Genomic DNA, 22,731 nt, shown 5'->3' on the forward strand with positions numbered 1-22,731 from the left:
GTCTTGTTCTGCTTCGTCTAGACGAAGTCGGCGGCGTTGTAGCTCGACCGGACCAGCGGGGCGCTGAACATGTGGCGGATGCCGCGTTTTTTGCCTTCCTCGGCGTACATCTCGAAGACCTCGGGCTCCACGTACCGCTTGACCATGGGGTGCTGGCGGCTGGGCTGCATGTATTGGCCGATGGTCACGATGTCGCAGTCGATGGCCGCCAGGTCGTCCAGCACGGTCATGATCTGCTCGTCGGTCTCGCCCAGGCCGACCATGATCCCGGACTTGGTCGGGATGTCCGGGCGCATGCGCTTGGCGTTTTCCAGCAGGGTCAGGGACTGGCGGTAGTCCGCCTGGGGCCGGATGGCGGCGTACAGGACCGGCACGGTCTCCAGGTTGTGGTTGAGCACGTTGGGGCGCGCGTCGAGCACGGCCCCCAGCGCCGGTTCGTCACCCTGAAAGTCCGGGATCAGGACCTCCACGGTGCACTCGGGCATGGCCTCGCGCACGGCCCGGATGCAGGCCGCGAAATGGGCGGACCCGCCGTCGGGGAGGTCGTCGCGGGTGACCGAGGTGATGACCACGTGCTTGAGCTGGAGACGCCGGGCGGCCTCGGCCACGCGGGCGGGCTCGGTCGGGTCGAGCGGCTCCATGTCGCCGGAGGCGATATTGCAGAAGGCGCAGTTGCGCGTACAGATGGCTCCCATGATCAGGAAGGTGGCCACATTCTTGGAAAAGCACTCCCATTTGTTGGGGCACTTGGCGCTTTGACAGACCGTGTTCAGGTGCAGGTCGCCGATCAGCTCCGAGGTGTTGGTGAAGTTCTCGTTACTCGGCAGCTTGATTCGCAGCCACGGCGGAATCCGCAAAGGCTTTTGCAAAGGCTCGCTTGAAGACATGCTTGACGTCCTCCATGTCTATGTCCCGTCCGGCTTCGGCGGACAGGGAAGTGGGTACCGCACCCTGGATGCCGCACAGGGTGATGGCGTTGAAAAGGCTTGTGTCGCGGGCCACGTTCAGGGCCAGACCGTGATAGGTGACCCAATGGCGCACGCCGATGCCCATGGAACATATTTTGCGGGTTTCGTCCACCCAGACGCCGGGATGCTTGGGCCGTCGGATGGTCCGCACCCCGTAATGCGCGCAGGTGTCCATGACCGCCTGCTCCATGTCGTGGAAGAATTTGCGCATGCCGCCGGGCCGTTTCTCCACCCGCCAGATGGGGTAGGCCACCAACTGGCCGGGGAAGTGGCAGGTGATGTTCCCGCCGCGCGTGGTCTGGACCAGGTCGATGCCCTGGTCCTGAAGCTCTTCGGGGTCCAGGTGCAGGTTTTCGGCCCCGCCCAGGCGGCCCAGGGTGATGACCTTGGGATGTTCCAGCAGGAACACGGTGTTTTCCTGTCCGCCGTTGGTCACGGCCTCCAGGGTTTCCAGTTGCAGGGCCTCGGCATCCTTGTAGCCGATCAGCCCGAGATCGATGATCTTCATTTTTCGCTCTTAGGGTTTGTAGGGGAGGATGAGCGCCTTGGACTTGAGGTCCGTCTTGGGGGTTTGCGGCCAGTCGGGCGCGATCAGTTGGCCCGGAAACAGGGGCCGCGTTCCGGCGGCGTACTCGATCAGGGTCAGCCCCTTGTCTGAGCAGGCGTACTGGCCCTTGCCGCCGTGCAGCTTGAAGGGCTCGGAAATGGCCCGCACCGCGCCCCATTCCGAGGCACCGCCGGGCGAAAGATAGAGGAAGTTGAGGCTCACGTTGTCCTTTTCCAGGGAGGCCTCCTTGGAAATCCGTTCCAGCCACTCGGGCGCGCCTTTGGTCGAGAAGTTGAAGTGGCACCAGGGCCCCTGGCCCAGGGCGGGCATGGGGCATTCGCCCGTGTGCGGGCAGGGCGCGATGGGCTTGTAGCCCTTCTCCAGGAACTGGGCGCGCATCTCGGCTATGATCCGCCCGGCCAGACGCACGCCGGTCTCCACGAGGAGGATGCGTCCGGTCTCCTTGACGGCGCCGATCATGTGCGCGGCCAGCTTCTCGGCCTGGGGCCGGGTGGCCCGGCCGGACCAGTCCAGCTCGTTGAAGGCGTTGGCGGCCATGAGCAGGTCCGCCTTGTCGCGGATGTGGTCCAGGAACCCGGCCTTGACCGTCTTGATGCGCCAGGGCGAGTCCTTGCCCGCCAGGGCCTGGAAGAGCTTCAGTCCGGTGTTCATGGTCTTGGGCGCGATGTCCAGGCAGGTGAAGTTCAGCCGCCGCCCGCGTAGGTGCGGCCGGGACATCCACAGGGCCAGGACCGTGGTCAGCGGGCCGGTGCCGAGGTCGGCCACCTGGCCGTCCTCGGGGATGTCCAGCTCCAGTCCGGAGAACAGCCGGGACAGGCGGAACAGGTTCCACGGCAGGAAGTAGTAGAGGTACGGCGACAGGAACTTGTCGTCGGTCATGTACTCCTTGCGCCGGGTGGACCGCTCGTTGGTCAGGCTGCGCGACATGTCCCGGATGTCGTACTTGAGTTGGTCGCGGTGCTTGCCTTTGAGCGGCCAGGCACGCTTGAGCAGGGCGTCGAAGCGGACGAGCTGTTCGACGTTGTCCTCGGTCAGGTTGGGAAACAGGCCGTCAATCGACATAGGAAAAACACATCCTTTGGATGAATTGGTCGCCGAAATCGGCGTCGCCGGTCAGGTCCACGCGGGTCAGCCCCTCGGGCAGCGATGCGGCGAAGGTCCGCGCCGCCGGATCGGCCAGGAGCAGCTCCGTGCCCTTGAGGGACGTGTTGCCCGCCTTGACGGTCCGGGCCGCGCAACCCGGGGGGAGGAAACCCAAAGTCTCCAGGTCGGTGGTCGAGACGTGTTCGCCCAGCGCACCGGCCAGATAAATTTGTTTCAAGCCGCCCGGGCCGATTCCGGCGGCTTTGAGCAGGGCGGACACGGCCAGGTTGAAGGCCGCCTTGACCTTGAGAATTTCCTCCACGTCCGAGGCCGGGAGGCGGACTTCGTCGTTGACCGCAAAGGCGGGTTCGCCGTTCACGGTCGTCACCCGGTCGGCCAGGCGGACAGCCAGGGGCGTGGTCCCCTTGGCGAACCGTCCGGTCTCGTCCAGCACGCCGTGGGCGCGCAGCACCGCGGCCAGGGACAGGTAGCCCGTGCCGGTCATGCCCGAGCGGCCTGCGTCCGAGTCGTCGAAGTAGTGGATGTCGAGCCCTTTGGGGGTCAGCCGGAAGCCGGTGATCGCGCCGGGCCCGGCGGTGCGGCCGAAGGACAGCCCCACGCCTTCCAGGGCCGGCCCCATGGGCACGCTGGCACACAGCCGCTCTCCGGGCGACAGGGCCAGGATGAACTCGCCGTTGGTGCCGAGGTCGGCCAGAAGGAACGGATACTGCGGGTCGCCGCCGTATTCCACGGCGGTCAGCCCGGCGGACAGGTCGGCCCCGACAAAGGGGGCGAGCAGGGGCGGGATGTACGCGGGCGGCAGGCCTGCGCCCAGTCGTTTTTCGTCGCCGCCGAAATAGCTTAGTTCGTAGGGCGCGGCGGCCAGGTCGTCGGGCTTCTTGCCGAGCAGGATGTAGGTCATGGCCGGGTTGCCGGACACGGCCAGGCCGACGCACCGGCCGCCCAGGTTGCGGGCGGCCAGCCCGGCCAGCTCGGTGATGCGGTCGGTGATCAGGGCGCGGAGCACGAAGCGTCCCTCTGCCGTGGATGCGGCGGCCAGCCGTGACATGACCTCGGAGCCCATGCCCATCTGCGGGTTGAGCTCGCGGCCCGTGGCCACGGGCTCGCCGTCGACCAGTGCGGTCCAGTGGACGGACGTGGTGCCCAGGTCCACGGCCAGTGCAAAGTCGCCGTCCGCCTGCTTCAGGGCGCGCACGGCGCGCTGACTGCGCACCGGCTCGGGAAGCTCGATCTCGCACGGTTCGGACGGGTGCAGGCAGGAAAGCCGCCAGCCCTGGTCGATTCGGTCCTGGCCGAGCTTCTTCAACTCGTCGCGATTGGGCTCGGGCGCGTCCTTGACAAAGCGCACCCGGCACAGGCCGCACTTGCCCAGCCCCGAGCATAGCGGCACGCCGTGCCACAGCCGGGAGAGAAAGATGGTCCGGGCCAGGGTGTCGCCCGGCTTGGGCTCCAGGGTGAAACGCCCGCCGTCATGGGTGTGTATCAGTATGCTCACGTCTTCTCCGTAGGGGCGCAGACTAGCCCAAGGCGCGTGCGCTGTAAACGGGGGCATCGGGCTTGGCGGCGGTGGCGGGAATTGGTATGGATTTTGGTCGGCGGTGAACCAAACGAAAGGAAGGCATCATGTCTCGAGTAAAGGCCAATGGCATTGATATTGAGTACGATACGTTCGGCGATGACAAGGGGCCGGCGTTATTGCTGATCATGGGCGGTGGAAGCCAGATGATCTACTGGGAGGCCGGGTTTTGCGAGATGCTGGCGGAACGGGGATGTTACGTGATCCGTTTCGACAACCGGGACGTAGGCCTTTCCACCAAGTTCGATGAGGCGGGTGTGCCCGACATCGCGGCGGCCATGGCCGGTCAGTACGTTGCGCCCGCCTATACCCTCGATGACATGGCGGATGACGCCGTGGGCCTGCTCGACGCCCTTCGCATCGACAAGGCGCACGTTTGCGGCGCCTCGGTCGGGGGCATGATCGCCCAGGTCGTTGCGTATCGGCACCCAACGCGCGTCCTGAGCCTGACGTCCATCATGTCGAGTACGGGGAACCCCGAACTGCCCAAGATCGCGGACGACGTCCTGGCCGAGGTGTACAAGCCCATCCCGGCCGAGCGCGAGGCGTTCATCGCGCACCAGACGGACATGTGGCGGAAGCTGTGGAGCCCCGGTTTCCCCTTTGAGGAGGAGCGGCTGCGGCGTCTTCTGGGAGAGAGCTTCGACCGGTCCTACTATCCGCAGGGCATGGCCCGCCAGGGGCTGGCCGTCGTGGCCCAAGGCTACCGGAAATCCTCCATCACCTCGATCAAGGCCCCCACGCTTGTGATCCATGGCGACAGGGACCCCTTTATGTCCTTGGAGGGCGGCAGGGAGACAGCCCGGTTTATCCCGGGCGCGAAACTGCTGGTCATCGAAGGCATGGGCCACGACCTGCCCACGCCGGTCTGGCCGCGCATCGTGGACGCCATGGCCGAACACATGCGGCCGACGGCCCGGTAACAGCGGTCCGCTCAAGATCAAGGGAGAAAGGGGGGGGAGGCACCCCCCGGTGGCGGTCCATGCGTTCCAGCGTGTTGTGCAGGTGGCTGAGCCAGATATCCATGCGACGATTGTATTCGCCCTTGCCCTTGACACGGTCTGGCCTTCGAAGGACTGAATCGTCCGGCGCAGGACGTAGTGTACCGCTTGGTGCTCTACGAGCAGAAGCGCCGGCATCCATCGCCTGAAGTTCGACTCACACCCCCGCCGGGACGTAATCCCGCGTTCTGCCGTTCCCATCCACATATGCCTTCCTTCCTGTCCCATCCGTGGCCGGGCCTCGGCGCGTGCCCGGCGAACGCCCTTTCTTGATCGTTTTCACAGGATGACAATGCAACGTTATTGTGAATATGCCATGCGGACTTGACTTTGACATGTATAAATGTTTTTAAGGGAAGCCACAGCAGCATTTTTGGATGATTAATTTATTTTCATTCAAATCATAGGGTGCAAAATTCATTTTAGAATTTGCGAGAATATGACGAAAATAACTATCTTATGACTCAATACTGTAGAGACTTATGGCTTTATATTTTTGTGTAATGCATTAATGTTGTGTTGTAATTTTGTATCTATACTATCTTTGCATACTGTATAAAATTTTAAAATTTATGTATTATAAACTTTTAACAGAAGGATTGCCATGAAAGACACTCCCGAGAAATGGGTGGCCACGTACGAAGCCACGACCCCCGAACAACTGGTTGATGCCTACCGCTGTTGGGCGGACGAATACGACAGGGACACCTGTCAGGGCATGGGCTACGTGGGACCCGGCGTGGCCGCAAACCTCCTCGACCGCTATCTCGAATCCCCCAGGTCTCGTGTCCTGGACGCCGGATGCGGCACCGGCCTCGTGGGTCAGGCCATGAGCGAGCTGGGGTATAGCCGCATCGAAGCCATGGATTTCTCTCGCGACATGCTCAAGGTGGCCGAGGAAAAGGACGTCTACGGCGACATCCACCACGGCGACATGAACCGCAGGCTCGCCTTTGACGATAATTCCTATGACGCGACCATCTGTGTGGGCGCGCTGACCTACGCCCACGTCGGGCCCGAGGTCTTCGACGAGTTCGTGCGCATCACCCGGCCCGGCGGGTACATTTGTTTCACCGTGCGGGACGGAGCCTACCAGGAGTATGGCTACCGCAAGCGCATGGTCAGGCTGGAGGCGGACAACGCCTTCCGGCTCAAGGAGATGGTCGACACCGACTATTTGCAGAAAGAGGACGTCACGGCCAAGTACTGCATCTACGAAGTTCTGGAAGCGTAGGGGGACAAGAGAATGGTTTCCGACAACAAGACATTGGACAAGGTCTACACCGCCAGCAACCACACGGAGTTGATGGACGCCTACAAGGATTGGGCGGACAACTACGACCAGGACACCGTGGGCAGTTTCGGCTACGTGGCACCCGCGGCCGCGGCCCAGGCCCTGCATCGCGTGCTGCCGGGCACCGGCGCGCGCATCCTCGACGCGGGCTGCGGCACCGGTCAGGTGGGCCGGATTCTCACGGAGAAGGGGTATGGGGACCTCCACGCCCTGGACTATTCCGAGGACATGCTCCGCGTGGCCGAGTCCAAGAACATCTACGGTTCGCTGATGCAGGCCGACCTGAGCAAGAAGCTCAAGATCGACGACGACGCCTATGACGCGGTGGTCTGCGTGGGCACCCTGACCTACGGCCACGTGGACGCGACCGCGTTTGACGAGCTCATCCGCGTGACCCGGCCCGACGGGCACATCTGCTTCACCATCCGCGAGGGCGCGTACGAGGACTACGGCTACCGCGACCGCATGATCGCCCTGGAAAAGGCGGACGCCTGGGAGCTGGTCAGCATGGAGGAGGCGGACTACCTCAAGAACGAGAACGTGACGTGCAAGCTGTGCACCTACAAGGTCCTGGCCGACGGCGCTCCGAACGCCTAGAACCGCCGCACCACGGCGGACGAAAGAGGGGGACCGCAAGGTCCTCCTCTTTTTTTACACTCCGGCCCCATTCGGGAACAAGTTCCCGTTATCGCGTAACCGCCCCGCGAAGCGGCCCAAAAAGTTTGGGAGGGGTGAGAGGGGATGGGGGGCCGGGGCAACCGCCGCTAGCAGCGGTTCATGCGCTTGAGGGCGTCATGGAGGTGGCTGAGCCAGATGTCCACGAGATGGTCGTATTCGCCCGCGCCCTTGAGCACGGCCTCGCATTCGATGCCCGCCTTCTCCAGGCGGGTCTTCCAACTGGTTTCGGAGTCGCCGACCATGTCGCGGGCGGCGTGCCAGCCCGCGCCGAAGAGGAAGGGCAGGAGGTGGGCCTTTTTCACGCCGTCGCGTTGAAACCGTTCGATGATCGCGTCGATGCCGGGTTCGGCCTCCATGGCGCCCATGTGCACGGACGGGTCGCGCTGCTGAAAGGCGCGGTGCAGGGCCTCGTAGTAGACGTTGCCGTCGTGTTTGGTGCCGTGGCCCATGAAGAGCACGGCGTCGTTCTCGCCCTTGCCCTGCTCGGCGATGGCCAGGACCGCGTCGGCCACCTCCTCCACGCCCGCCTCGCCGGCCACCAGGGGGAAGCCGACCTCCACGCGGGAAAAGCCGTCCTCGCGGAGCATAAGCTCGTTGGCCAGGCCGAGGAGCTCGTGGAACTCGGTGCCGGGGATAAGGTGCAGGGACTGGACGGCCACATGGGTGACCCCCTCATGGAGGAGCTTGTCCAGGGCGGCGGGCACGGAATCCACGGCTTCGCCCGCCTTCTTCATGTGCCCCCGGATGGTCTTGGAGGTGTAGGCCACGCGCACCGGGATGTCCGGGTAGGCCGCCCGGACCCGTTCGGTGATGTGGGTCAGCGAGGCCATGGCGTTCTTGTGCCGGGAGCCGAAGGCGGCCAGGACGATGGCGGTACTCACGGCTTGTTCCTTTTGACCAGGGCCAGGGAGAAGTAGTGCGGCTGCTTGGGGGCGTCCTTGATGTCCATGAGGATGGACTCCTCGTCCATGCCCAGGCGGGAGACGAGCACCGTGGTGTCGGCCAGGCGGAGCTTGGTCAGCAGGGCGCGGATCTCGTCAAAGTTCTTGTACGCCTTGAGGATGACCGCGTTGTCCGCGGTGTTCAACTGCTCCTCCAGGCGGGCGGAGTCGGCCACGCCCGAGGTGATCAGCAGGGACTCCTTGGATTCGCACAGGACCAGGCCGATGCGCGCGGCCGCGGCGTGGAAGGAGGTGATGCCCGGCACGGCCCGCAGGCGCAGATCCGGGTTCATCTCCAGCAGGGTGCGCTGCAGGTAGCCGTAGGTGGAGTAGGTCAGGGGATCGCCCAGGGTCAGGAAGGCGGCGTCCTCGCCGTTGTCCAGGACCTCGGCCACGAGCCGGGCGTTCTCGGTCCAGGCCTCGTTCAGGGCGTCCTGGTCCTTGGTCATGGGGAAGCCCAGGCGGACGATGCGCACGCCGTCCTTGAGGTGGGGTTTGGCGATGGAGTAGGCCGTGGAATAATCGTTCTTGGTGGAGGCGGCGGCAAAGATCACGTCCACCTGTCCGAGGACGCGCACGGCCTTGAGGGTGAGCAGTTCCGGGTCGCCGGGGCCGACCCCGATGCCGTAGAGGGTGCCTTTCTTGGTCACGTTGTCTATCCGTTATGTTTTTGTCGGTAGCCGACTGTGTCTGTTTTGCGCCGGTGCGTCAACTTGATGCTAGGGGTGCAGGAGCTGGTACACGGTGTCGATGCCTTCGAGGAGCCGCAGGGTGGGGCGCGAGACCAGGTGTTCGTCCACCAGGTAGACGTTGCGGGTCAGGACGGCCTTGATGCGCGAGGCGGGCGGGCTGCTGACGATGTCGTGTACCGAGACGTCGTTCATGGTCCCGCGCTGGGCCAGGTAGACGTCGACCTTGTCGCCCTTGGCCAGCAGCCGTTCCAGGCCGTAGTCCGCGATGTTGGTCCCGTGGCGGGGCCGGGCGTCGGCCGCCACGTTGATGCCGCCCGCCTTTTCCAGGACGAACAGGGGCATGGCGCCGGGCGAGAAGGTGGCGGTCTTGCGGTGGATGGACTCGAAGAACACGCCGGGCCGCTCCTCCATGGGTATGGTGGACAACCGGGCCTCGGCGCGGCGCACACCGTCGCGGAAGTCCTCGATCATGTATTCGGCCTTCATCTGGCGGCCGGTCAGCGCGCCCAGGGTGCGCCAGTAGCCGAACATGGCCTCGACGGAGTCGGGCTGGAGCGAGACCACGGTGACGCCGTGGCGTTCGAGCGCGTTCCACAGCCCGCCGTAGGCGCGCATGTGCATGGGCCGGATGAGGATCAGGTCGGGCTTGGCGGCCAGGAACTTCTCCACGCCGTCGCGGGCGTTGAAGGTCGGCTTGGCCAGGGCGGCGGCGGGATAGTCCTCGCCCGTGGACACGCCGATGATCTGTTCGTCCAGGCCGAGGCTGAAGAGGTTTTCGGTGTGCGCGCCGTACAGGGAGATGATCCGGGTGAACGGCTTGTCGAAGGTGACGGTCCGGCCCGAGTCGTCGGTGATGGTCCGGGCCTGGGCCGTGGAACAGAGCAGCAGGATGAAGGCAAAGGTGAAGAAAAGGCGTTTCAAAATCAGTTTCCTTGAATGTAGGCGATGTGCGGTCCGTATTCGGTGTCCAGAACGGCGGCGCGCACGCCGAAGACCGCGAGGATGTTTTCGGGAGTAAGCGTGCGGGACACGTTGCCATAGGCGTGAACCGCCCCTTTGTCCAGCATGACCAGGTTGTCGCAGTACCGGGCGGCCAGATTCAGGTCGTGGAGCACGGCCACCACGGTGCGGCCCGCTCGGGCCAGCCGCGTCAGTTCGTCCATGGCCGCCATGGCGTGGCGGATGTCCATGGCCGAGGTGGGTTCGTCCAGGAGCAGGGCGGGGGTCTCCTGGGCCAGCCCGCGTGCCACGGCGGTGCGCTGGCGCTCGCCCCCGGATAGGTCGGCCACGGGGCGGTGCCGCAGGGCCTGGAGGTCCATGGCGTCCAGGGCCTGCTCTACGCGTTGCAGGTCATGGGGCGCGGGGCGGCTGAACCGGGGGATGTGCGGGTGCCGTCCCATGAGCACGGTCTCGGCCACGGTAAAGGGAAAGCGCAGGGCCTGGTCCTGGGAGACCAGGGCGCAGCGCCGGGCCAGCCGGGCCGGGGAGCAGTCGGAGACGTCTTCGCCGTTGAGGCGCACCGCGCCCCGGTCCGGCGCGAGCAGTCCGGCCAGCAGACCGAGCAGGGTGGACTTGCCGCTGCCGTTGGGGCCGACCACCCCGTGGACCATGCCGGGAGCGAGTTCCAGGTCAAGGTCCCGGAGGACCGGGGTGTCGCCGTAGGCGAAGCCGAGGCCCTGCAGGGTGAAGGCGGCGCTATCCACGGGCGAGCCTCCGGGAGCGACTGAATATCCAGCAGAAAACCGGACCGCCGATGAGCGCGGTGAGCACGCCGATGGGCACCTCGTGGGGCAGCAGCGCGCGGGTCACGGTGTCGGCCAGCAGGAGCAGGATGGCCCCGCCCAGGCCCGAGGCGGGCAGCAGCCAGCGGTTGTCCGGGCCCACGACCATGCGCATCAGATGCGGAACAATCAGCCCGACAAAGCCGATGACCCCGCTCACGGCCACGCAGACCGCGCTGACCAGGGAAGCGGTCACGAGCAGGATCAGGCGCACCCGGCCGGTGTCCACGCCCAGGCTCCGGGCCGAGCGGGTGCCCAGGCTCATGATGTTCAGGTCGCGTCCGTAGTAGAGGCAGACCGCGAAGGCCGCGAGCGCGGCACAGCCCGCCAGGGCCGCGTCGCTCAGGGTCCGGCCCACGAAGCTGCCCATGAGCCAGAAGACGATGACCGAGACCCGTTCGTCGGCCAGATATTTGATGAAGCTGATGCCCGCCGAGAGGATGGCCGAGACGATGACCCCGGCCAGGATGAGCGAGGCCGGGGACAGTTCGCCGTCCCGCCCGGCCAGGGAGATGACGGCGAAAAGGGTCAGGGCCGCGCCCGCGAAGGCCAGGACCGGGAGGGTGGCCGGACCCAGGAAGGCCAGCCCCAGGAGCAGGGCCAGGGCCGCGCCGAAGGCCGCGCCCGAGGACACGCCCAGGGTGAACGGGTCGGCCAGGGGATTGAGCAACAGCCCCTGGAAGACCGCGCCCGCCACGGCCAGGCCGAAGCCCACGGCCGTGCAGGTCAGGATGCGCGGCAGACGGACGTCGAAGAGAATGCCCGCCGCAGTGGTGCCCAGTGAATCGGCCGCCCCCCGCAGGCCGTCCAGCAGTCCGCGCAGGACTTCGCCCGGCGGGATGTGGATGACCCCCATTGTGCAGGCGGCCAGGGCCAGCCCGGCCAGCACGGCGGCGAGCAGGGCCACGGTCAGGCCGTTGCGCAGGGGAGTACGGGAGACGGCGTTCGTCATGGGCCTATTTCGCCGGGCCCTCGGCCATGGCGTCCTTGAGATGGTCCACGTAGATGTCGGCCCAGCCGTCGAGCATGCCCAGGCCGCGCAGGTCGGTGGTCACGGAATATCCCTGCTTGGTCAGCATGACCTTCCACGAGTCGTCCTCGTCGCCCGCCATGTCGTTGGAGGCGTGGTCTCCGGCCACGATCATGAACGGCTTGAGCAGGACCTTCTTCTTGCCGGCCCTCTTGAGTTGGGCGGCCATGTCGTCGAAGGCGGGGTACCCCTCCACGCAGCCGATGAAGATCGGGTAGCCGTATTCGCTCTGCAATATTTTTTGGAATTCTGCATAGATGCCAGTGGAGAAGAAGTCGTTGCCGTGGCCCATGTAGACCAGGGCCGCGCCGAGCCTTCTGGCCTGGTCCACGTCGACCTTGAGGATCTTGGCCGCCCGGGCCATGTCCTCTGTGTAGGGGTATTCCGTGCCGGGCATGCCCAGGGCCGGGCGGCCGACCGCGAGCCGGGCGAAGGGCATGTTCTTGGCCTTGAGGGTGCGGATGGCCTTGAGCCCGTCGGTCAGGGCGACCAGGTCGTTGAACTCCTCCCCCGCGAAGACGTGCAGGGATTGCACGGTGACGTCGCGGTAACCGTCGTTCTGGAGGTCCGCGATGGTGGCCAGCGGATGCTTGACGTACAGGACCTCCTCCGGGATGTCCGCGTGTGCCGTTTTCCAGGCCGCGTCGTCCTGGCGCTTCTGCCAGATGCGGCGGATGATGTTGGAGGTGAAGGCCAGGCGCACGGGCACGCCGGGGTTGGCCGCCTCCACCTTGGCCTGGATGTTCAGGATGGATTTGACCGCTTCGGGATAGGAGGTGCCGAAGGCGGCCAGGACGATGGCCGGTTTGACCGGGCCCTCGTCGTGGTGCCCGGCCTGGGCCGGGACGGCCAGGAGCAGGGCGAGCAGGAAGAAGATGGAGTTTCTGAACAGGGTCATTGTGTTCTCCAAAAGGGGCGGGTGAGGGAAAAAAAAGCCCCTTCCTCTTCGAATTCAGAGGAGGGGGTTCCGTATTTTCCCTTCTATACCTCGGCGGCAAGCCCACGTACCACCGTGGCAAGTCCTGTGAGCGCTCCAGGCAGGTCTTCCGGCTGGTCCCTCCCGCTGCCGCCTTCCCAGGGAAACCCCAGTGGCATGAATGGCAGCGGTTCGGCAGGACGTCACGGCGGCGGGTCCGCTCCCGATTCGCACGGGATTCCCTATTGAGTCCAAGGACACCTGAAGCTTGAGAACTATGCTTCAGGCAGCACTTATGTCAAGGACGATTGGGCCGCCTTGGCAATGCGGTCCTGGAACTGCTGGATCATCTCCTCGGCGTCGATGACCAGGGCGTCGGATTCGCCCATCATGCCGTAGCCCAGGATGGGGATGTCGAAGATCTCCTGCACCGGCACGGTGAAGCCGGTGATGACCACCTGTTGCTGGCGGAGCACTTCGTCCACCAGGATGGCCCCCTTGTAGTCGCCCACCCGGACCACGATGGCCTGGGCCATCTCGATGTTGTCGATCTCGGGGGTCAGCTCCAGGAGGTCGGCCAGACGGAGCAGGGAGTGGATTTCGCCGCGCACGTCCACGGTTTCGCGGCCGTCGGGCAGCTCGACCACGTCGTTGCGCCGGGGCATGTAGATCTCGACCACGTCGCGGCTGGGCATGATGAAGGTGTCGCCGCCCACCTTGCAGACCAGGGCGTCCACGATGCCCTCGTTGGCCGAGCGGTCCAGGGGGATGACGATGGTGAAGGCCGCGCCCTTGCCCAGCGTGCTCTGGATGGACACCTCGCCGTCCAGGGCGACCTTGATGGCGTTGACCACGGCGTCCATGCCCACGCCGCGCCCGGACACGTCGGTGATCTTCTCGGCGGTGGAGAAGCCGCTCTGGAGCACGAACTGGAGAATCTCCTCGGTTTCGTACTCCTTGTCCGGATCGGCCAACCCCTTTTCCAGCGCCTTGGCCAGGATGCGGTCCGGGTCCAGGCCGCGCCCGTCGTCGCTGACCTGGATAAAGGCGCTGTCGCCCTTGCGCCAGGCGGACAGGGTCACGGTGCCGGATTCGGGCTTGCCCGCGGCCTTGCGTCCCTCGGGGTCCTCCAGGCCGTGGTCCACGGCGTTGCGGAGCAGGTGGACCAGGGGTTCGTTCAGGGATTCGACGATGGTCTTGTCCAGGGCCAGGTCGTCGCCCTTGACCTCGAAGTCGAGCTTCTTGCCGATCTTCTGGGACAGGCTCTTCACCAGGCGGTGCATGGGCATGAAAATCTGTTTGAGCGGCACCAGGCGGATGGCGTTGACCTCCTGCTGGAGCCGGGTGATGACGTTGTCCAGCTCGCGCAGGCTGGAGGCCATCTGGGTCATGCTGGTGGCCCCGCCCTGGGCGATGACCGCGTAGGTGACCATGAGCTTGCCGACCAGCTCGATGACCCGGTCCAGCCGGTCCGTGGCCACGCGGATGGAGGATATGGCCGTGGACGGGCCCTTGGCGTCGGGCTTGGCTTCCGCCTTGGCATCGGGCTTGGCCTCTTCGGCCGCTTCCGCCTCCTCGGGGACCTCGGCTTCGACTTCGGCCTCGGCGGTGGGCGGTTCTTCGAAGGCCTTGGCCGCATCTTCCTCGGACTCCTCGACTACCGGGGCGGACGGGGAGGTCTTGATCTTGGCCAGGGCGTCGGCGCTGCCTTCGAGCAGGCCGCCCAAGGCGAAGAAGAATTTTTTCTGGGCTTCGCAGATGCCGAGCATGGAGGTGATGATCTCGCTGTTGACCGGCGTGATGCCGTCCTTGAGCATGTCCAGCAGGGCGATGACCCCGGCGGACGAGAGTTGCATGCACGACAGGCCGAGTGCGTCCACCACCGCCTCGACCCCCTGGCCGGTGGCGTCCACTTCGAGGATTTGTTGTTCGATGTCCTCGATGCACTGGATGATGCTGTCCTGCATGGCTTCCCCTTATTGCGTGGTGAAGTATGTTTCCCTGTCGGGATACACGGAAATGGTCTTGTCGAAGCCCCAGCCTATGAGCGTCTGCTTGGCGTCCGGGGAAATGTTGCAGGCCGCGATCTTGAAGGTCGTGCCCATGCTGGCCACGGCGGCCCACGCCCCGGAGCCGAAGGTCAGCACCCCGCCGAGATCCAGGAGTGCGGGGTCGCCGGGCTCGATGGACAGGATGGCCGAGATGATCGGCTTGAACTGGCTTTCCAGGTGGACGCGCGGGTCTTTGACCGTGATGATCGTCACCCCGTCCCGGGTCTCCGCGTCCACGCCCGCGCCCAGCGCCTCGCCCTCGGCCTGCTCGCTGGAGGACGCCTCCTCGATCAGGGAGAGGACCTCCTCCCGTTCTCCGGTATCCGTGTCCCCCTCGCGGAGCTGCTCCAGGACCTGGAAGATCATGTTCACCCCGCGCGAGAGCAGGGTCACGTTGTCCGGCGAGGACTCCACTTCGCCGGATTGCACCTTTTTCAGAAAATCCTCGATCTTGTGGGTGAAGTGGGAGGCCTCTTCGAAGCCCGCCATGAAGCCGGTGACGCCCTTGATGGTGTGCAGCGGACGGGCCAGGATCTCGATGCCCTGGGCCAGTTCGTCGCCTTCGAGCAGGTCGAGCCCCTCCATCACCTGGGGGTAGTACTTGTCGTTGACTTCGGAGAAGAACTCCTCAACCATCGGGTCTTCGCTCATGACGAATCCTCGGGTTTACTTGTGCAGAAGCCCGAGCTTTTCCAGCTCGGCGTACAGTTTGTCCTTGGCGACCGGCTTGACGATGTAGGCCGAGGCCTCGCCGTCGTGGAAGGTCCGGATGACCGTCCGGGGGTCGTCCAGGGCCGTGGTCATGATCACCTTGACCCTCGGACGGTAGTTGTTGTCCGTTTCGAGGCCGCGGATCTTTTGCAACGCCTCGATGCCGTCCACCTCGGGCATCATGATGTCCATGAGGATCAGGTCGTACGGTCTGCCCTCTTCGTGACCCATCTTGAAGGCCTCGACCGCTTCCCGGCCGTTGACCACGATGTCCACGTCGAAAAGGGTCATCAGAAACGACCGCAGGACCTTGCGGCTTAGGAATTCGTCTTCGACAATGAGTGCACGCATTTCGTTCTCCGCTTTCTTACCTGGGAAAGAGAATTCACATCTTCTTTTCCTACGTAAAATGAAAAAATGTCAATATGATGATAGGAATTAATAACTCGCATCACATTATAATCTGGTCGGTTGCGTAGCGGTAGGACGCTGTCCGGGGTTGCCAAACCATTGCAGAATGGATACCAACCCCGCATGTCCAGACAGATAACGGAAGAAAGGAAGAAACGCATCGACGAGGTGCTCTCCCGGCGGCAGAAGGATCTGACCCTGATCATGGACAACATCTGGGACCCCCACAACGTTTCGGCGGTTCTCAGGAGTTGCGACGCCTTCGGCGTGGCCGGGGTGCACCTGTACTACACCGATTCGCAGTGGCCCGACCTGGCCCAGAAGAGTTCGGCCTCGGCCAAGAAGTGGATCGAGCGCACCGAGCACATCGACGCGGCCGAGATGGTCGCCGGGTTGAAGGGGCAGGGCATGCGCATCCTGAGGACGGGGTTCTCGGACACGGCCCGGCCGGTCATGGATTTCGACTTCACCAAGCCCACGGCGATCATCCTGAGTAACGAGCACCGTGGCACCTCCCCGGAGCTGGCGAGGCTGGTCCCGGACGAGATATACATTCCCATGCAGGGCATGGTGCAGAGCTTCAACGTTTCGGTGGCCGCGGCCATCATATTGTATCAGGCGTTCACCCAGCGGGACGCCGCAGGCATGTACGACGACCCCTCCTTCTCCAGGGAGGAACTGGAATCGCTCAAAACCCAATGGTATTCGAGGTAAGGAGAGAGTCATGCAAGAGTTGCTCAAGGTCCTGCGTTCCGGCGGCATCGTCATATACCCCACCGAAACCCTCTACGCGCTGGGCTGCGACGCCACCAGCGAGGCGGCCTGCGAGCGCGTGGCCCAGGTCAAGGGGCGTTCCGAAGAGCGGCCGCTGCCCCTGATCATCGGGGGGCTCGATATGCTTGACCTGGTCACCGGCGAAAAGTCCCGCTCCCTGCTGGACCTGGCCGGCGCGTTCTGGCCTGGTCCGCTGTCCATCCTGGTCAAGGCGCTGCCCGAGCTGCCCGCCTGGCTGTCCGACGACGAAGGCTACACCTCGGTGCGCTGGTCCGGCCATCCGTTCGCCTCGGAGCTGTCCCGCCGGTTCCGCAAGCCCATCGTGGCCACCAGCGCCAACCTGTCCGGCAAGCCCCCGGCGGCCCTGCCCGAGGACATCGACCCCGAACTCCTCGAAATGGTCGACGGCTCGTACTTCGATCCGCCGTGGCCGCGCGGCCACAAGGCCTCCACCGTGGTCCGCATGCTCGGCTCCAGCAAGCTCGAGATCATCCGCGAAGGCGAGATTTCCATCAAGAAACTCTGCGACAAGGGATTCTCCGTGGCCGTGCGTAACGCCTGATCCGCTCCGGCGGGTCAAAATCCTTGAACCCGCATACACGGGAAATGGACCTTTGCCGGTCCGGGGTAAAAAATCTTGTACCACTTTCCGGGTGCAGGATTTTTTCTTTTCCTGATAAATGTATCCAATAGTTTGATTTTACACTGTTTTAATAAATCCTAGGCATCGTTCTAGAGTTTGGCACAGCGATTGCTAGATGTAAAAGTAACTTCTTCCTTTTTTTGCACACGAGAAAGCAAGGCTTCACCGGATGGTCCGATGAAGCCTTTCTCGTATGGTCAGCACTGTAGCAATAATATACATTAAATCAGTATGTTATATTGCTGGTTGTGGGGTTTTGCCAAAGCTCGGTCCGGCTCTGCACGGGATTTCGGCGTCGAGGCAGGCCGGGCGGCCGGGTAAAAAAAGTGGAATCGCACGCCGCGGCATTTGACTTCGCGGCCGTGTTTGGGGACAGTCCTGCCGTATCCATCAGCCAACGGAGCGTGCCATGGGCAAAGTGCAGACCTGTCCCCATTGCGGGGGCGAAATTCATGTGTATCGGAATCCCACCCCCACGGTGGACGTGGTCATCGCCATGCCGCTTCCAGACGGCGGGGAGGGCGTGGTCCTGGTCAAGCGGAGCAACCCGCCGCTGGGCTGGGCGTTGCCCGGCGGGTTCGTGGACTACGGCGAGACCTGCGAACACGCGGCCGTGCGCGAGATGAAGGAAGAGACCGGGCTGACGGTGCGGCTGACCGGGCTGCTCGGGGTCTATTCGGACCCGAACCGCGACCCGCGCGGCCACACCATGAGCGTGGTCTACACCGGGGCGCCCGAAGACCCATCGCAGCTCGCGGCGGGCGACGACGCGGCCGAGGCGCGGGTCTACCCCCTGGGCCAATGGCCCGAGCTGGCCTTTGACCACGCCCATATCCTGGCGGACTATCTGGCCGCGATCAAGGCCCGCAAGAATCCTTGCCCGGTCGCGGATTGACTTCCCGCCGGGGGCGGGCGTAGCGTCCCGGAACCGGGCTTCCCCGGACAGACCGAATTCAAGGTGAGACGAACATGCGAACCCTGTGCATAACCCTCGGTGACCCCTGCGGCCTCGGCCCCGAGCTGGTGGCCCGCCATTTCCTGGACTCCGGCGAGCCCGTTGACCGGTTCCTGCTCATCGGACCGGCTCCGGCCCTGGATCGCGAGCTGGCCCGGCTGGGCGCGGCCCGTTTCTTCACCCTTCTCGATTCCCCTGAGGAGATCACGGACAAGGGACCCGGCGTCTACGTTCACCAGCCGCCCGAGCTGGACGGCGTGTGCTTTCCCCCCGGCGCGCCGTGCCGGGAGGGAGGACTTTCGGCGGGCGTCAGCATGGACGCGGCCATCAACGTCCTCAAATCGGGCCTGGCCCAGGGGCTTTTGACCTGCCCCCTGAACAAGGCCATGCTCAACGCCGCCGGGTTCGACTTTCCCGGCCACACGGAATTTTTGGCCGAAAAGCTCGGCGTGGGCCGGGACAACGTGTGCATGCACCTGTGCGGCCACGACCCGGATGACCCTTCGCCCAAGCTGCGCGTCAGCCTGGTGACCACCCACCCGCGTCTGCGGGACGTGCCCGCCCTGGTCACCAAAGAGCGCATCCTGCACTGCCTGCGCCTGACGGCCGACTTCATCCAGCGCCTCGGCCTGACCGGCCCCATCGGCGTGTGCGGCCTGAACCCCCACGCCGGGGAGTCCGGGCGCATCGGCGACGAGGAGATCACGACCATCATCCCGGCCCTGGAACAGGCCTCGGCCGAGGGCATCGAGGTGGCCGGCCCCATACCGGGCGACACCATCTTTCATTTCGCGGCCAAGGGCCAATACCCGGCCGTGCTGGCCATGTACCACGACCAGGGGCTGGCCCCGCTCAAGCTGCTCCACTTCAGCCGCGCCGTGAACGTCACTCTGGGGCTGCCGTACCCGCGCACCTCGCCCGACCACGGCACCGGCTACGACCTGGTGGGCACGGGCGAGGCGTCCATCGACAGCTTCCGGGCCGCCCTGGACATGCTCCGGAAACTGGTCGGCAAGGTGGCCTGACCATGTTCAAGCGTTACGTCCTGCTCGACCGCGACGGCACCATCATCCACGACAGGCACTACCTGCACGACCCGGACGGCGTGGAGCTCCTGCCCCAGGCCGCCGAGGGCCTCAAGCGCATGCAGGGCATGGGCTTCGGCCTGGCCGTACTGACCAATCAGAGCGGCGTCGGGCGCGGCTACTATGACGAGGACGCCGTCCTCGCCTGCAACGACCGCATGATCGAACTCCTCGCGGCCCAGGGCGTGACTATCGACGGGGTCTTCTATTGCCCGCACGAGCCCAAGGACAAGTGCAACTGCCGCAAGCCCAAGCCCGGACTCATGGAACGGGCCGCCGCCGAACTCGACTTCGACCCGGCCCAGGCCTTCATGATCGGCGACAAGTCCGCCGACATCGGGCTGGGCAAGAACACCGGCGCGACCACCATCCTCGTGCGTACCGGCAAGGGCGCGGCCCAGGAAGCCAAATGCGGCCGCCGCGCCGACCACGTCTGCGACGACCTCTTCGCCGCCGCGCTGTACATCGAAAGCTTGATGTAGGGGGGCCTCCGGGCCTCCAGCCGTTGGCGAGTCTTCGAGCCTTACGGATGAGGACAGCAGCGATCGGCCAGGGAGGAGGAGAGGGAACCTTCTGAGGAAAAGGTTCCCTCTCCCTTCCCCTGATCCCCCAATCCTCTCTCCCTCCCAAACTTTTTGTGGGCGCATGCGCGCGTGCGGTGGGCTGAGGTAGGCAGTGCTTTTTCCCTGTGATCGTTCGGAGATGGTCAATTTTTAGAGGAGAGGACGGATTCATGTCCCCATCCGCGAAGCGGGATAGAAAGTTTAGGAAGGGAAAGGGGATGGGGGGCCGGAGGCAACCAAACGAAAAGGGCTCCCGTGCGGGAGCCCTTTTCGTTTGATATAGCAGTGCTTGGCTAGCCCATTTTTTTCTGGGCGAATTTGAGCATTTTGAGGGCTTCGGCGAAGTCGGGGTTGATTTCAACGGCCTTATTGGCGGAGCTGGCCATTTTGCCCCATTTACGCCAATCGTAGTAGAGGCGGCCCATGTTGTAGTGCAGGTATTCGTCGTTGGTGGTCAGGGTCAGGGCCTTGAGGTAGTACTTTTCGGCGGTCTCGAAGTCCTGCATCTTGCGCAGGACCATGCCGATGCGGTTGTACAGGTGGATGGCGTTCGGGTCGTCCTTGAGCGCGTCATCCAGCATGGAGTAGGCTTCCTTGTACCGGCCCGCGTTGAGGTAGCGGTCGGCGATGTCTGCCTTAAGTTCCGGGTCGCCGCTGAAGGAGCGCACCAATTGGTCGAAGGTCGCGGTGGCCTTGTCCCAGTCCTGGGCGTCCAGGGCGGCCTGGCCCTTTTCCAGTTCGGCCAGTTTCTGGGCGTTGAACGCATCCAGGTCGCCCTGAACCTCTTCATTGAGGGCCTTTTGCAGTTCCTGGAGCAATTCGCGCATGGCGTCGAGCAAGGGACGCTCCTTGCCGGGCTCGTAGCTGATGACCAAGGGGTAGATCTTGCGCAGTTCCTTGTCGGAATTGAGCACGTAGGTGACCTTATGGAGGATTTCCTCGAACTCGTCGCGTTCGTTCTTCATGACCTGATTCTTGAGGAAGAGAATGAGGCCGTCGTGAACCGCCTGCACCGCGGGCATGTACTTGCCCTTTTTGAGGAGCGTGGCGACGGAATTCAACTTCTTTCGCGACTTGATCAGATCTGCTGACATGAGGCGTTCCTGGCTGTGGTTCGGGAGTTATATCCCGGTACTTTCCTTGACCATATCACGAAATCTCGGAAAGAAATAGCGGCTGTCGTGGGGGCCGGGCCCGGCTTCCGGGTGGTACTGGATGGCCAGGATGGGTTTTTCCCTGTGGCGGAAGCCCTCGAGGGTGTTGTCGTTCAGGTTCACGTGGGTTTTTTCCAGGAAATCCAGGCCGTCCACGTCCACGCAGAAGCCGTGGTTCTGGGACGAGATCTCGATCTTTTCGGTCTGCAGATCTATGACCGGGTGGTTGCAGCCGTGGTGGCCGAACTTGAGTTTGTAGGTGGTGCCGCCCATGGCCAGGCCGAGGATCTGGTGGCCCAGGCAGATGCCCGCCACGGGCAGGTCCTCGCACAGGTCCCTGGCCGCTTCCACGGCGGTGGTCACGGCGGCCGGATCACCGGGGCCGTTGGACAGGAACACGGCGTCCGGGCCGAGCTCGCGCGCCTGGGCCGCTGTGTAGTCGGAGGGCAGGACGATCATGTCGAAGCCCTCGTTCTCCATGAGGCGCAGGATGTTCCACTTGATGCCGTAGTCGTAGACCACGAGCTTGGGGCCCTGGCCCTTCCAGGCGAAGTCCCTGATGTCGTCGATGTACACCGGCTTTTTGCCGTCCCAGGTGTACGGCTTGTCGCAGGACACGCGGTCGGCCAGGTTGAGGCCTTCCATATCCTCGATGGACCGGGCTTTTTCGACCAGTTCGGCCGGGTCGGCGTCGCCGGTGGCGATATAGCCGCGCTGGGCGCCGTTGAGGCGCAGGTGGCGGGTCAGGGCGCGGGTGTCGATGCCCTCGATGCCCATGACGCCGGCCTCGGTCAGGTAGTCGGGCAGGGACATGGTCGAGCGCCAGTTGCTCGGCTTCTTGCAGCATTCCTTGACGATGAATCCGGCCGCCTGGACCTTGTGCGACTCCACGTCCTCGGGGTTGATCCCGTAGTTGCCGATGAGCGGGTAGGTCATGGTGACCATCTGCCCGGTGTAGGACGGATCGGTCAGGATCTCCTGGTAGCCGGTCATGCCGGTGTTGAAGATGACCTCACCGGAGGCCTCGCCCTGCCCGGTGAAACTCGTCCCCTTGAAAATCGTGCCGTCTTCGAGGGCAAGAATCGCTTTCATCAATGGTTCTCCAGAATGGTCTTGACCTTGACGAGGTCTTCGGGCCTGTCCACCCCGTGGCAGGTGTGCCGCGTCTCGGTCACGTAAATATCGATACCGTCTTCGAGCAGACGGAGCTGTTCCAGTTTTTCCCGCTGCTCCAGCGGGCTCGGGTCCAGGCTGCCGAACCGCTCCAGCGCCTCCATGCGGAAGGCGTAGAGGCCGATGTGCAGCAGGAAGCCGTGCAGCTTCCCGTCGCGGTCGAAGGGCACCAGCGAGCGGGAGAAGTAGAGCGCCCGTCCGTCGGCGGCCCGGACCACCTTGACCCGGTCGGGCGATGCCGCCTCTTCCGGGCCGATGGACGTGGCCAGGGTGGTCACCCGGACCCGGCAATTTTCGAAGGGCCGGACCAACTCGGTGAGCATGTCCGGCTCCAGGCACGGCTCGTCACCCTGGATGTTAACCACTACCGCGTCGGAGTCAATGGACAGGGCCCGCGCTGCCTCGAGCACGCGGTCCGTGCCGCTGGAATGGTCGTGCCGGGTCATGACCACGGGCACGTCCAGCGCCTTGGCCGCGTCGAAGATGCGCTCGTCGTCCGTGGCCAGGGTCACGCTGGTCATCTGGGGGCAGGCGGACGCCCGCGACCAGACGTGCCAGAACATGGGCTTGCCGCCGATCTCGACCAGTGGCTTGCCCGGAAACCGCGAGGATTCGTACCTCGCGGGGATGATGCCGTGACATTCGGGGAATTCGCTCATTGC

General features: G+C 64.4%; 24 protein-coding genes and 1 riboswitch. Of the genes, 8 read left to right on the forward strand and 16 right to left on the reverse strand.

Annotated features, from left to right (window positions below):
- Positions 1–17: 17 nt before the first annotated feature.
- From lipA to V8V93_RS08805, 4 genes are read right to left on the reverse strand one after another with little or no spacing between them, the layout of a single operon-like run.
- Positions 18–887, reverse strand: a complete 870-nt coding sequence (lipA, locus tag V8V93_RS08790; protein WP_338669983.1) for a lipoyl synthase — start codon at positions 885–887, stop codon at positions 18–20.
- Positions 817–1,476, reverse strand: coding sequence for a lipoyl(octanoyl) transferase LipB (gene lipB, locus V8V93_RS08795; protein ID WP_338669984.1), 660 nt, complete (start codon positions 1,474–1,476; stop codon positions 817–819). Before lipB ends, lipA begins: the two co-directional genes overlap by 71 nt.
- A gap of 9 nt (positions 1,477–1,485) precedes the next feature.
- Positions 1,486–2,598: a small ribosomal subunit Rsm22 family protein gene (locus V8V93_RS08800; protein WP_338669985.1), complete on the reverse strand. Its 1,113-nt coding sequence runs from the start codon at positions 2,596–2,598 to the stop codon at positions 1,486–1,488.
- The gene (locus V8V93_RS08805; RefSeq protein ID WP_338669986.1) at positions 2,588–4,135 is read right to left on the reverse strand and encodes an ASKHA domain-containing protein; all 1,548 of its coding nucleotides are present in this window, start codon (positions 4,133–4,135) and stop codon (positions 2,588–2,590) included. The genes V8V93_RS08800 and V8V93_RS08805 overlap by 11 nt, the downstream gene beginning before the upstream one ends.
- A gap of 128 nt (positions 4,136–4,263) precedes the next feature.
- Between V8V93_RS08805 and V8V93_RS08810 the strand changes: the two genes are divergently transcribed.
- The 3 genes from V8V93_RS08810 (at position 4,264) to V8V93_RS08820 (ending at position 7,108) form a co-directional block, all read left to right on the forward strand.
- Positions 4,264–5,139: an alpha/beta fold hydrolase gene (locus V8V93_RS08810; RefSeq protein WP_338669987.1), complete on the forward strand. Its 876-nt coding sequence runs from the start codon at positions 4,264–4,266 to the stop codon at positions 5,137–5,139.
- A gap of 682 nt (positions 5,140–5,821) precedes the next feature.
- On the forward strand, positions 5,822–6,451 hold the full coding sequence (locus tag V8V93_RS08815; protein WP_338669988.1) for a class I SAM-dependent DNA methyltransferase: 630 nt from the start codon (positions 5,822–5,824) through the stop codon (positions 6,449–6,451).
- Between the two features lie 12 nt (positions 6,452–6,463).
- Complete coding sequence (locus tag V8V93_RS08820; RefSeq protein WP_338669989.1) at positions 6,464–7,108, forward strand: class I SAM-dependent DNA methyltransferase; 645 nt, start codon at positions 6,464–6,466, stop codon at positions 7,106–7,108.
- A gap of 167 nt (positions 7,109–7,275) precedes the next feature.
- Here the strand turns inward: V8V93_RS08820 and V8V93_RS08825 are convergent, their stop codons facing one another.
- From V8V93_RS08825 to V8V93_RS08865, 9 genes are all read right to left on the reverse strand, one after another.
- Positions 7,276–8,070 carry a sirohydrochlorin cobaltochelatase gene (locus tag V8V93_RS08825; protein WP_338669990.1) on the reverse strand — a complete coding sequence of 265 codons (795 nt, stop codon included), beginning with the start codon at positions 8,068–8,070 and terminating at the stop codon, positions 7,276–7,278.
- Positions 8,067–8,780: a precorrin-2 C(20)-methyltransferase gene (gene cobI / locus V8V93_RS08830; RefSeq protein WP_338669991.1), complete on the reverse strand. Its 714-nt coding sequence runs from the start codon at positions 8,778–8,780 to the stop codon at positions 8,067–8,069. Before cobI ends, V8V93_RS08825 begins: the two co-directional genes overlap by 4 nt.
- 69 nt (positions 8,781–8,849) lie before the next feature.
- Complete coding sequence (locus V8V93_RS08835; protein ID WP_338669992.1) at positions 8,850–9,743, reverse strand: ABC transporter substrate-binding protein; 894 nt, start codon at positions 9,741–9,743, stop codon at positions 8,850–8,852.
- A 2-nt stretch (positions 9,744–9,745) separates the two neighbouring features.
- The gene (locus V8V93_RS08840; protein ID WP_338669993.1) at positions 9,746–10,525 is read right to left on the reverse strand and encodes an ABC transporter ATP-binding protein; all 780 of its coding nucleotides are present in this window, start codon (positions 10,523–10,525) and stop codon (positions 9,746–9,748) included.
- Positions 10,518–11,555, reverse strand: coding sequence for a FecCD family ABC transporter permease (locus V8V93_RS08845; RefSeq protein ID WP_338669994.1), 1,038 nt, complete (start codon positions 11,553–11,555; stop codon positions 10,518–10,520). Before V8V93_RS08845 ends, V8V93_RS08840 begins: the two co-directional genes overlap by 8 nt.
- 4 nt (positions 11,556–11,559) lie before the next feature.
- Positions 11,560–12,531 carry a sirohydrochlorin cobaltochelatase gene (locus V8V93_RS08850; protein WP_338669995.1) on the reverse strand — a complete coding sequence of 324 codons (972 nt, stop codon included), beginning with the start codon at positions 12,529–12,531 and terminating at the stop codon, positions 11,560–11,562.
- 121 nt (positions 12,532–12,652) lie between these two features.
- A riboswitch (cobalamin riboswitch) is annotated at positions 12,653–12,829 on the reverse strand.
- Between the two features lie 13 nt (positions 12,830–12,842).
- Positions 12,843–14,516, reverse strand: a complete 1,674-nt coding sequence (locus tag V8V93_RS08855) for a chemotaxis protein CheA (protein WP_338669996.1) — start codon at positions 14,514–14,516, stop codon at positions 12,843–12,845.
- 9 nt (positions 14,517–14,525) lie between these two features.
- Positions 14,526–15,251 (reverse strand): Hpt domain-containing protein, encoded by a 726-nt coding sequence (locus V8V93_RS08860; protein WP_338669997.1) that lies wholly within the window; start codon positions 15,249–15,251, stop codon positions 14,526–14,528.
- 15 nt (positions 15,252–15,266) lie between these two features.
- The gene (locus tag V8V93_RS08865; protein ID WP_338669998.1) at positions 15,267–15,662 is read right to left on the reverse strand and encodes a response regulator; all 396 of its coding nucleotides are present in this window, start codon (positions 15,660–15,662) and stop codon (positions 15,267–15,269) included.
- A gap of 183 nt (positions 15,663–15,845) precedes the next feature.
- Here V8V93_RS08865 and V8V93_RS08870 point away from each other — a divergent pair, with 183 nt between their 5' ends.
- The 5 genes from V8V93_RS08870 (at position 15,846) to gmhB (ending at position 19,661) form a co-directional block, all read left to right on the forward strand.
- On the forward strand, positions 15,846–16,436 hold the full coding sequence (locus tag V8V93_RS08870; RefSeq protein ID WP_338669999.1) for a TrmH family RNA methyltransferase: 591 nt from the start codon (positions 15,846–15,848) through the stop codon (positions 16,434–16,436).
- 10 nt (positions 16,437–16,446) lie between these two features.
- A complete protein-coding gene (locus tag V8V93_RS08875; protein WP_338670000.1) occupies positions 16,447–17,058 on the forward strand; it encodes an L-threonylcarbamoyladenylate synthase in 612 nt (203 codons plus the stop codon).
- A gap of 490 nt (positions 17,059–17,548) precedes the next feature.
- A complete protein-coding gene (locus V8V93_RS08880; protein ID WP_338670001.1) occupies positions 17,549–18,034 on the forward strand; it encodes an NUDIX hydrolase in 486 nt (161 codons plus the stop codon).
- Positions 18,035–18,108: 74 nt separating this feature from the next.
- Positions 18,109–19,119: a 4-hydroxythreonine-4-phosphate dehydrogenase PdxA gene (gene pdxA / locus V8V93_RS08885; RefSeq protein ID WP_338670002.1), complete on the forward strand. Its 1,011-nt coding sequence runs from the start codon at positions 18,109–18,111 to the stop codon at positions 19,117–19,119.
- Positions 19,120–19,121: 2 nt separating this feature from the next.
- Positions 19,122–19,661: a D-glycero-beta-D-manno-heptose 1,7-bisphosphate 7-phosphatase gene (gmhB, locus tag V8V93_RS08890; protein WP_338670003.1), complete on the forward strand. Its 540-nt coding sequence runs from the start codon at positions 19,122–19,124 to the stop codon at positions 19,659–19,661.
- A gap of 374 nt (positions 19,662–20,035) precedes the next feature.
- On the opposite strand, the gene V8V93_RS08895 is transcribed toward gmhB, so the two are convergent.
- Genes V8V93_RS08895 through kdsB form a run of 3 tightly spaced genes read right to left on the reverse strand, consistent with a single transcriptional unit; the run spans position 20,036 to position 22,728 of the window.
- Positions 20,036–20,836, reverse strand: coding sequence for a tetratricopeptide repeat protein (locus V8V93_RS08895; protein WP_338670004.1), 801 nt, complete (start codon positions 20,834–20,836; stop codon positions 20,036–20,038).
- A gap of 27 nt (positions 20,837–20,863) precedes the next feature.
- Positions 20,864–21,988, reverse strand: a complete 1,125-nt coding sequence (carA, locus tag V8V93_RS08900; protein ID WP_338670005.1) for a glutamine-hydrolyzing carbamoyl-phosphate synthase small subunit — start codon at positions 21,986–21,988, stop codon at positions 20,864–20,866.
- A complete protein-coding gene (gene kdsB / locus V8V93_RS08905; protein WP_338670006.1) occupies positions 21,988–22,728 on the reverse strand; it encodes a 3-deoxy-manno-octulosonate cytidylyltransferase in 741 nt (246 codons plus the stop codon). The genes carA and kdsB overlap by 1 nt, the downstream gene beginning before the upstream one ends.
- Positions 22,729–22,731: the final 3 nt, after the last annotated feature.

Source organism: Pseudodesulfovibrio sp. 5S69 (genome assembly GCF_037094465.1).
Taxonomy (GTDB): domain Bacteria; phylum Desulfobacterota; class Desulfovibrionia; order Desulfovibrionales; family Desulfovibrionaceae; genus Pseudodesulfovibrio; species Pseudodesulfovibrio methanolicus.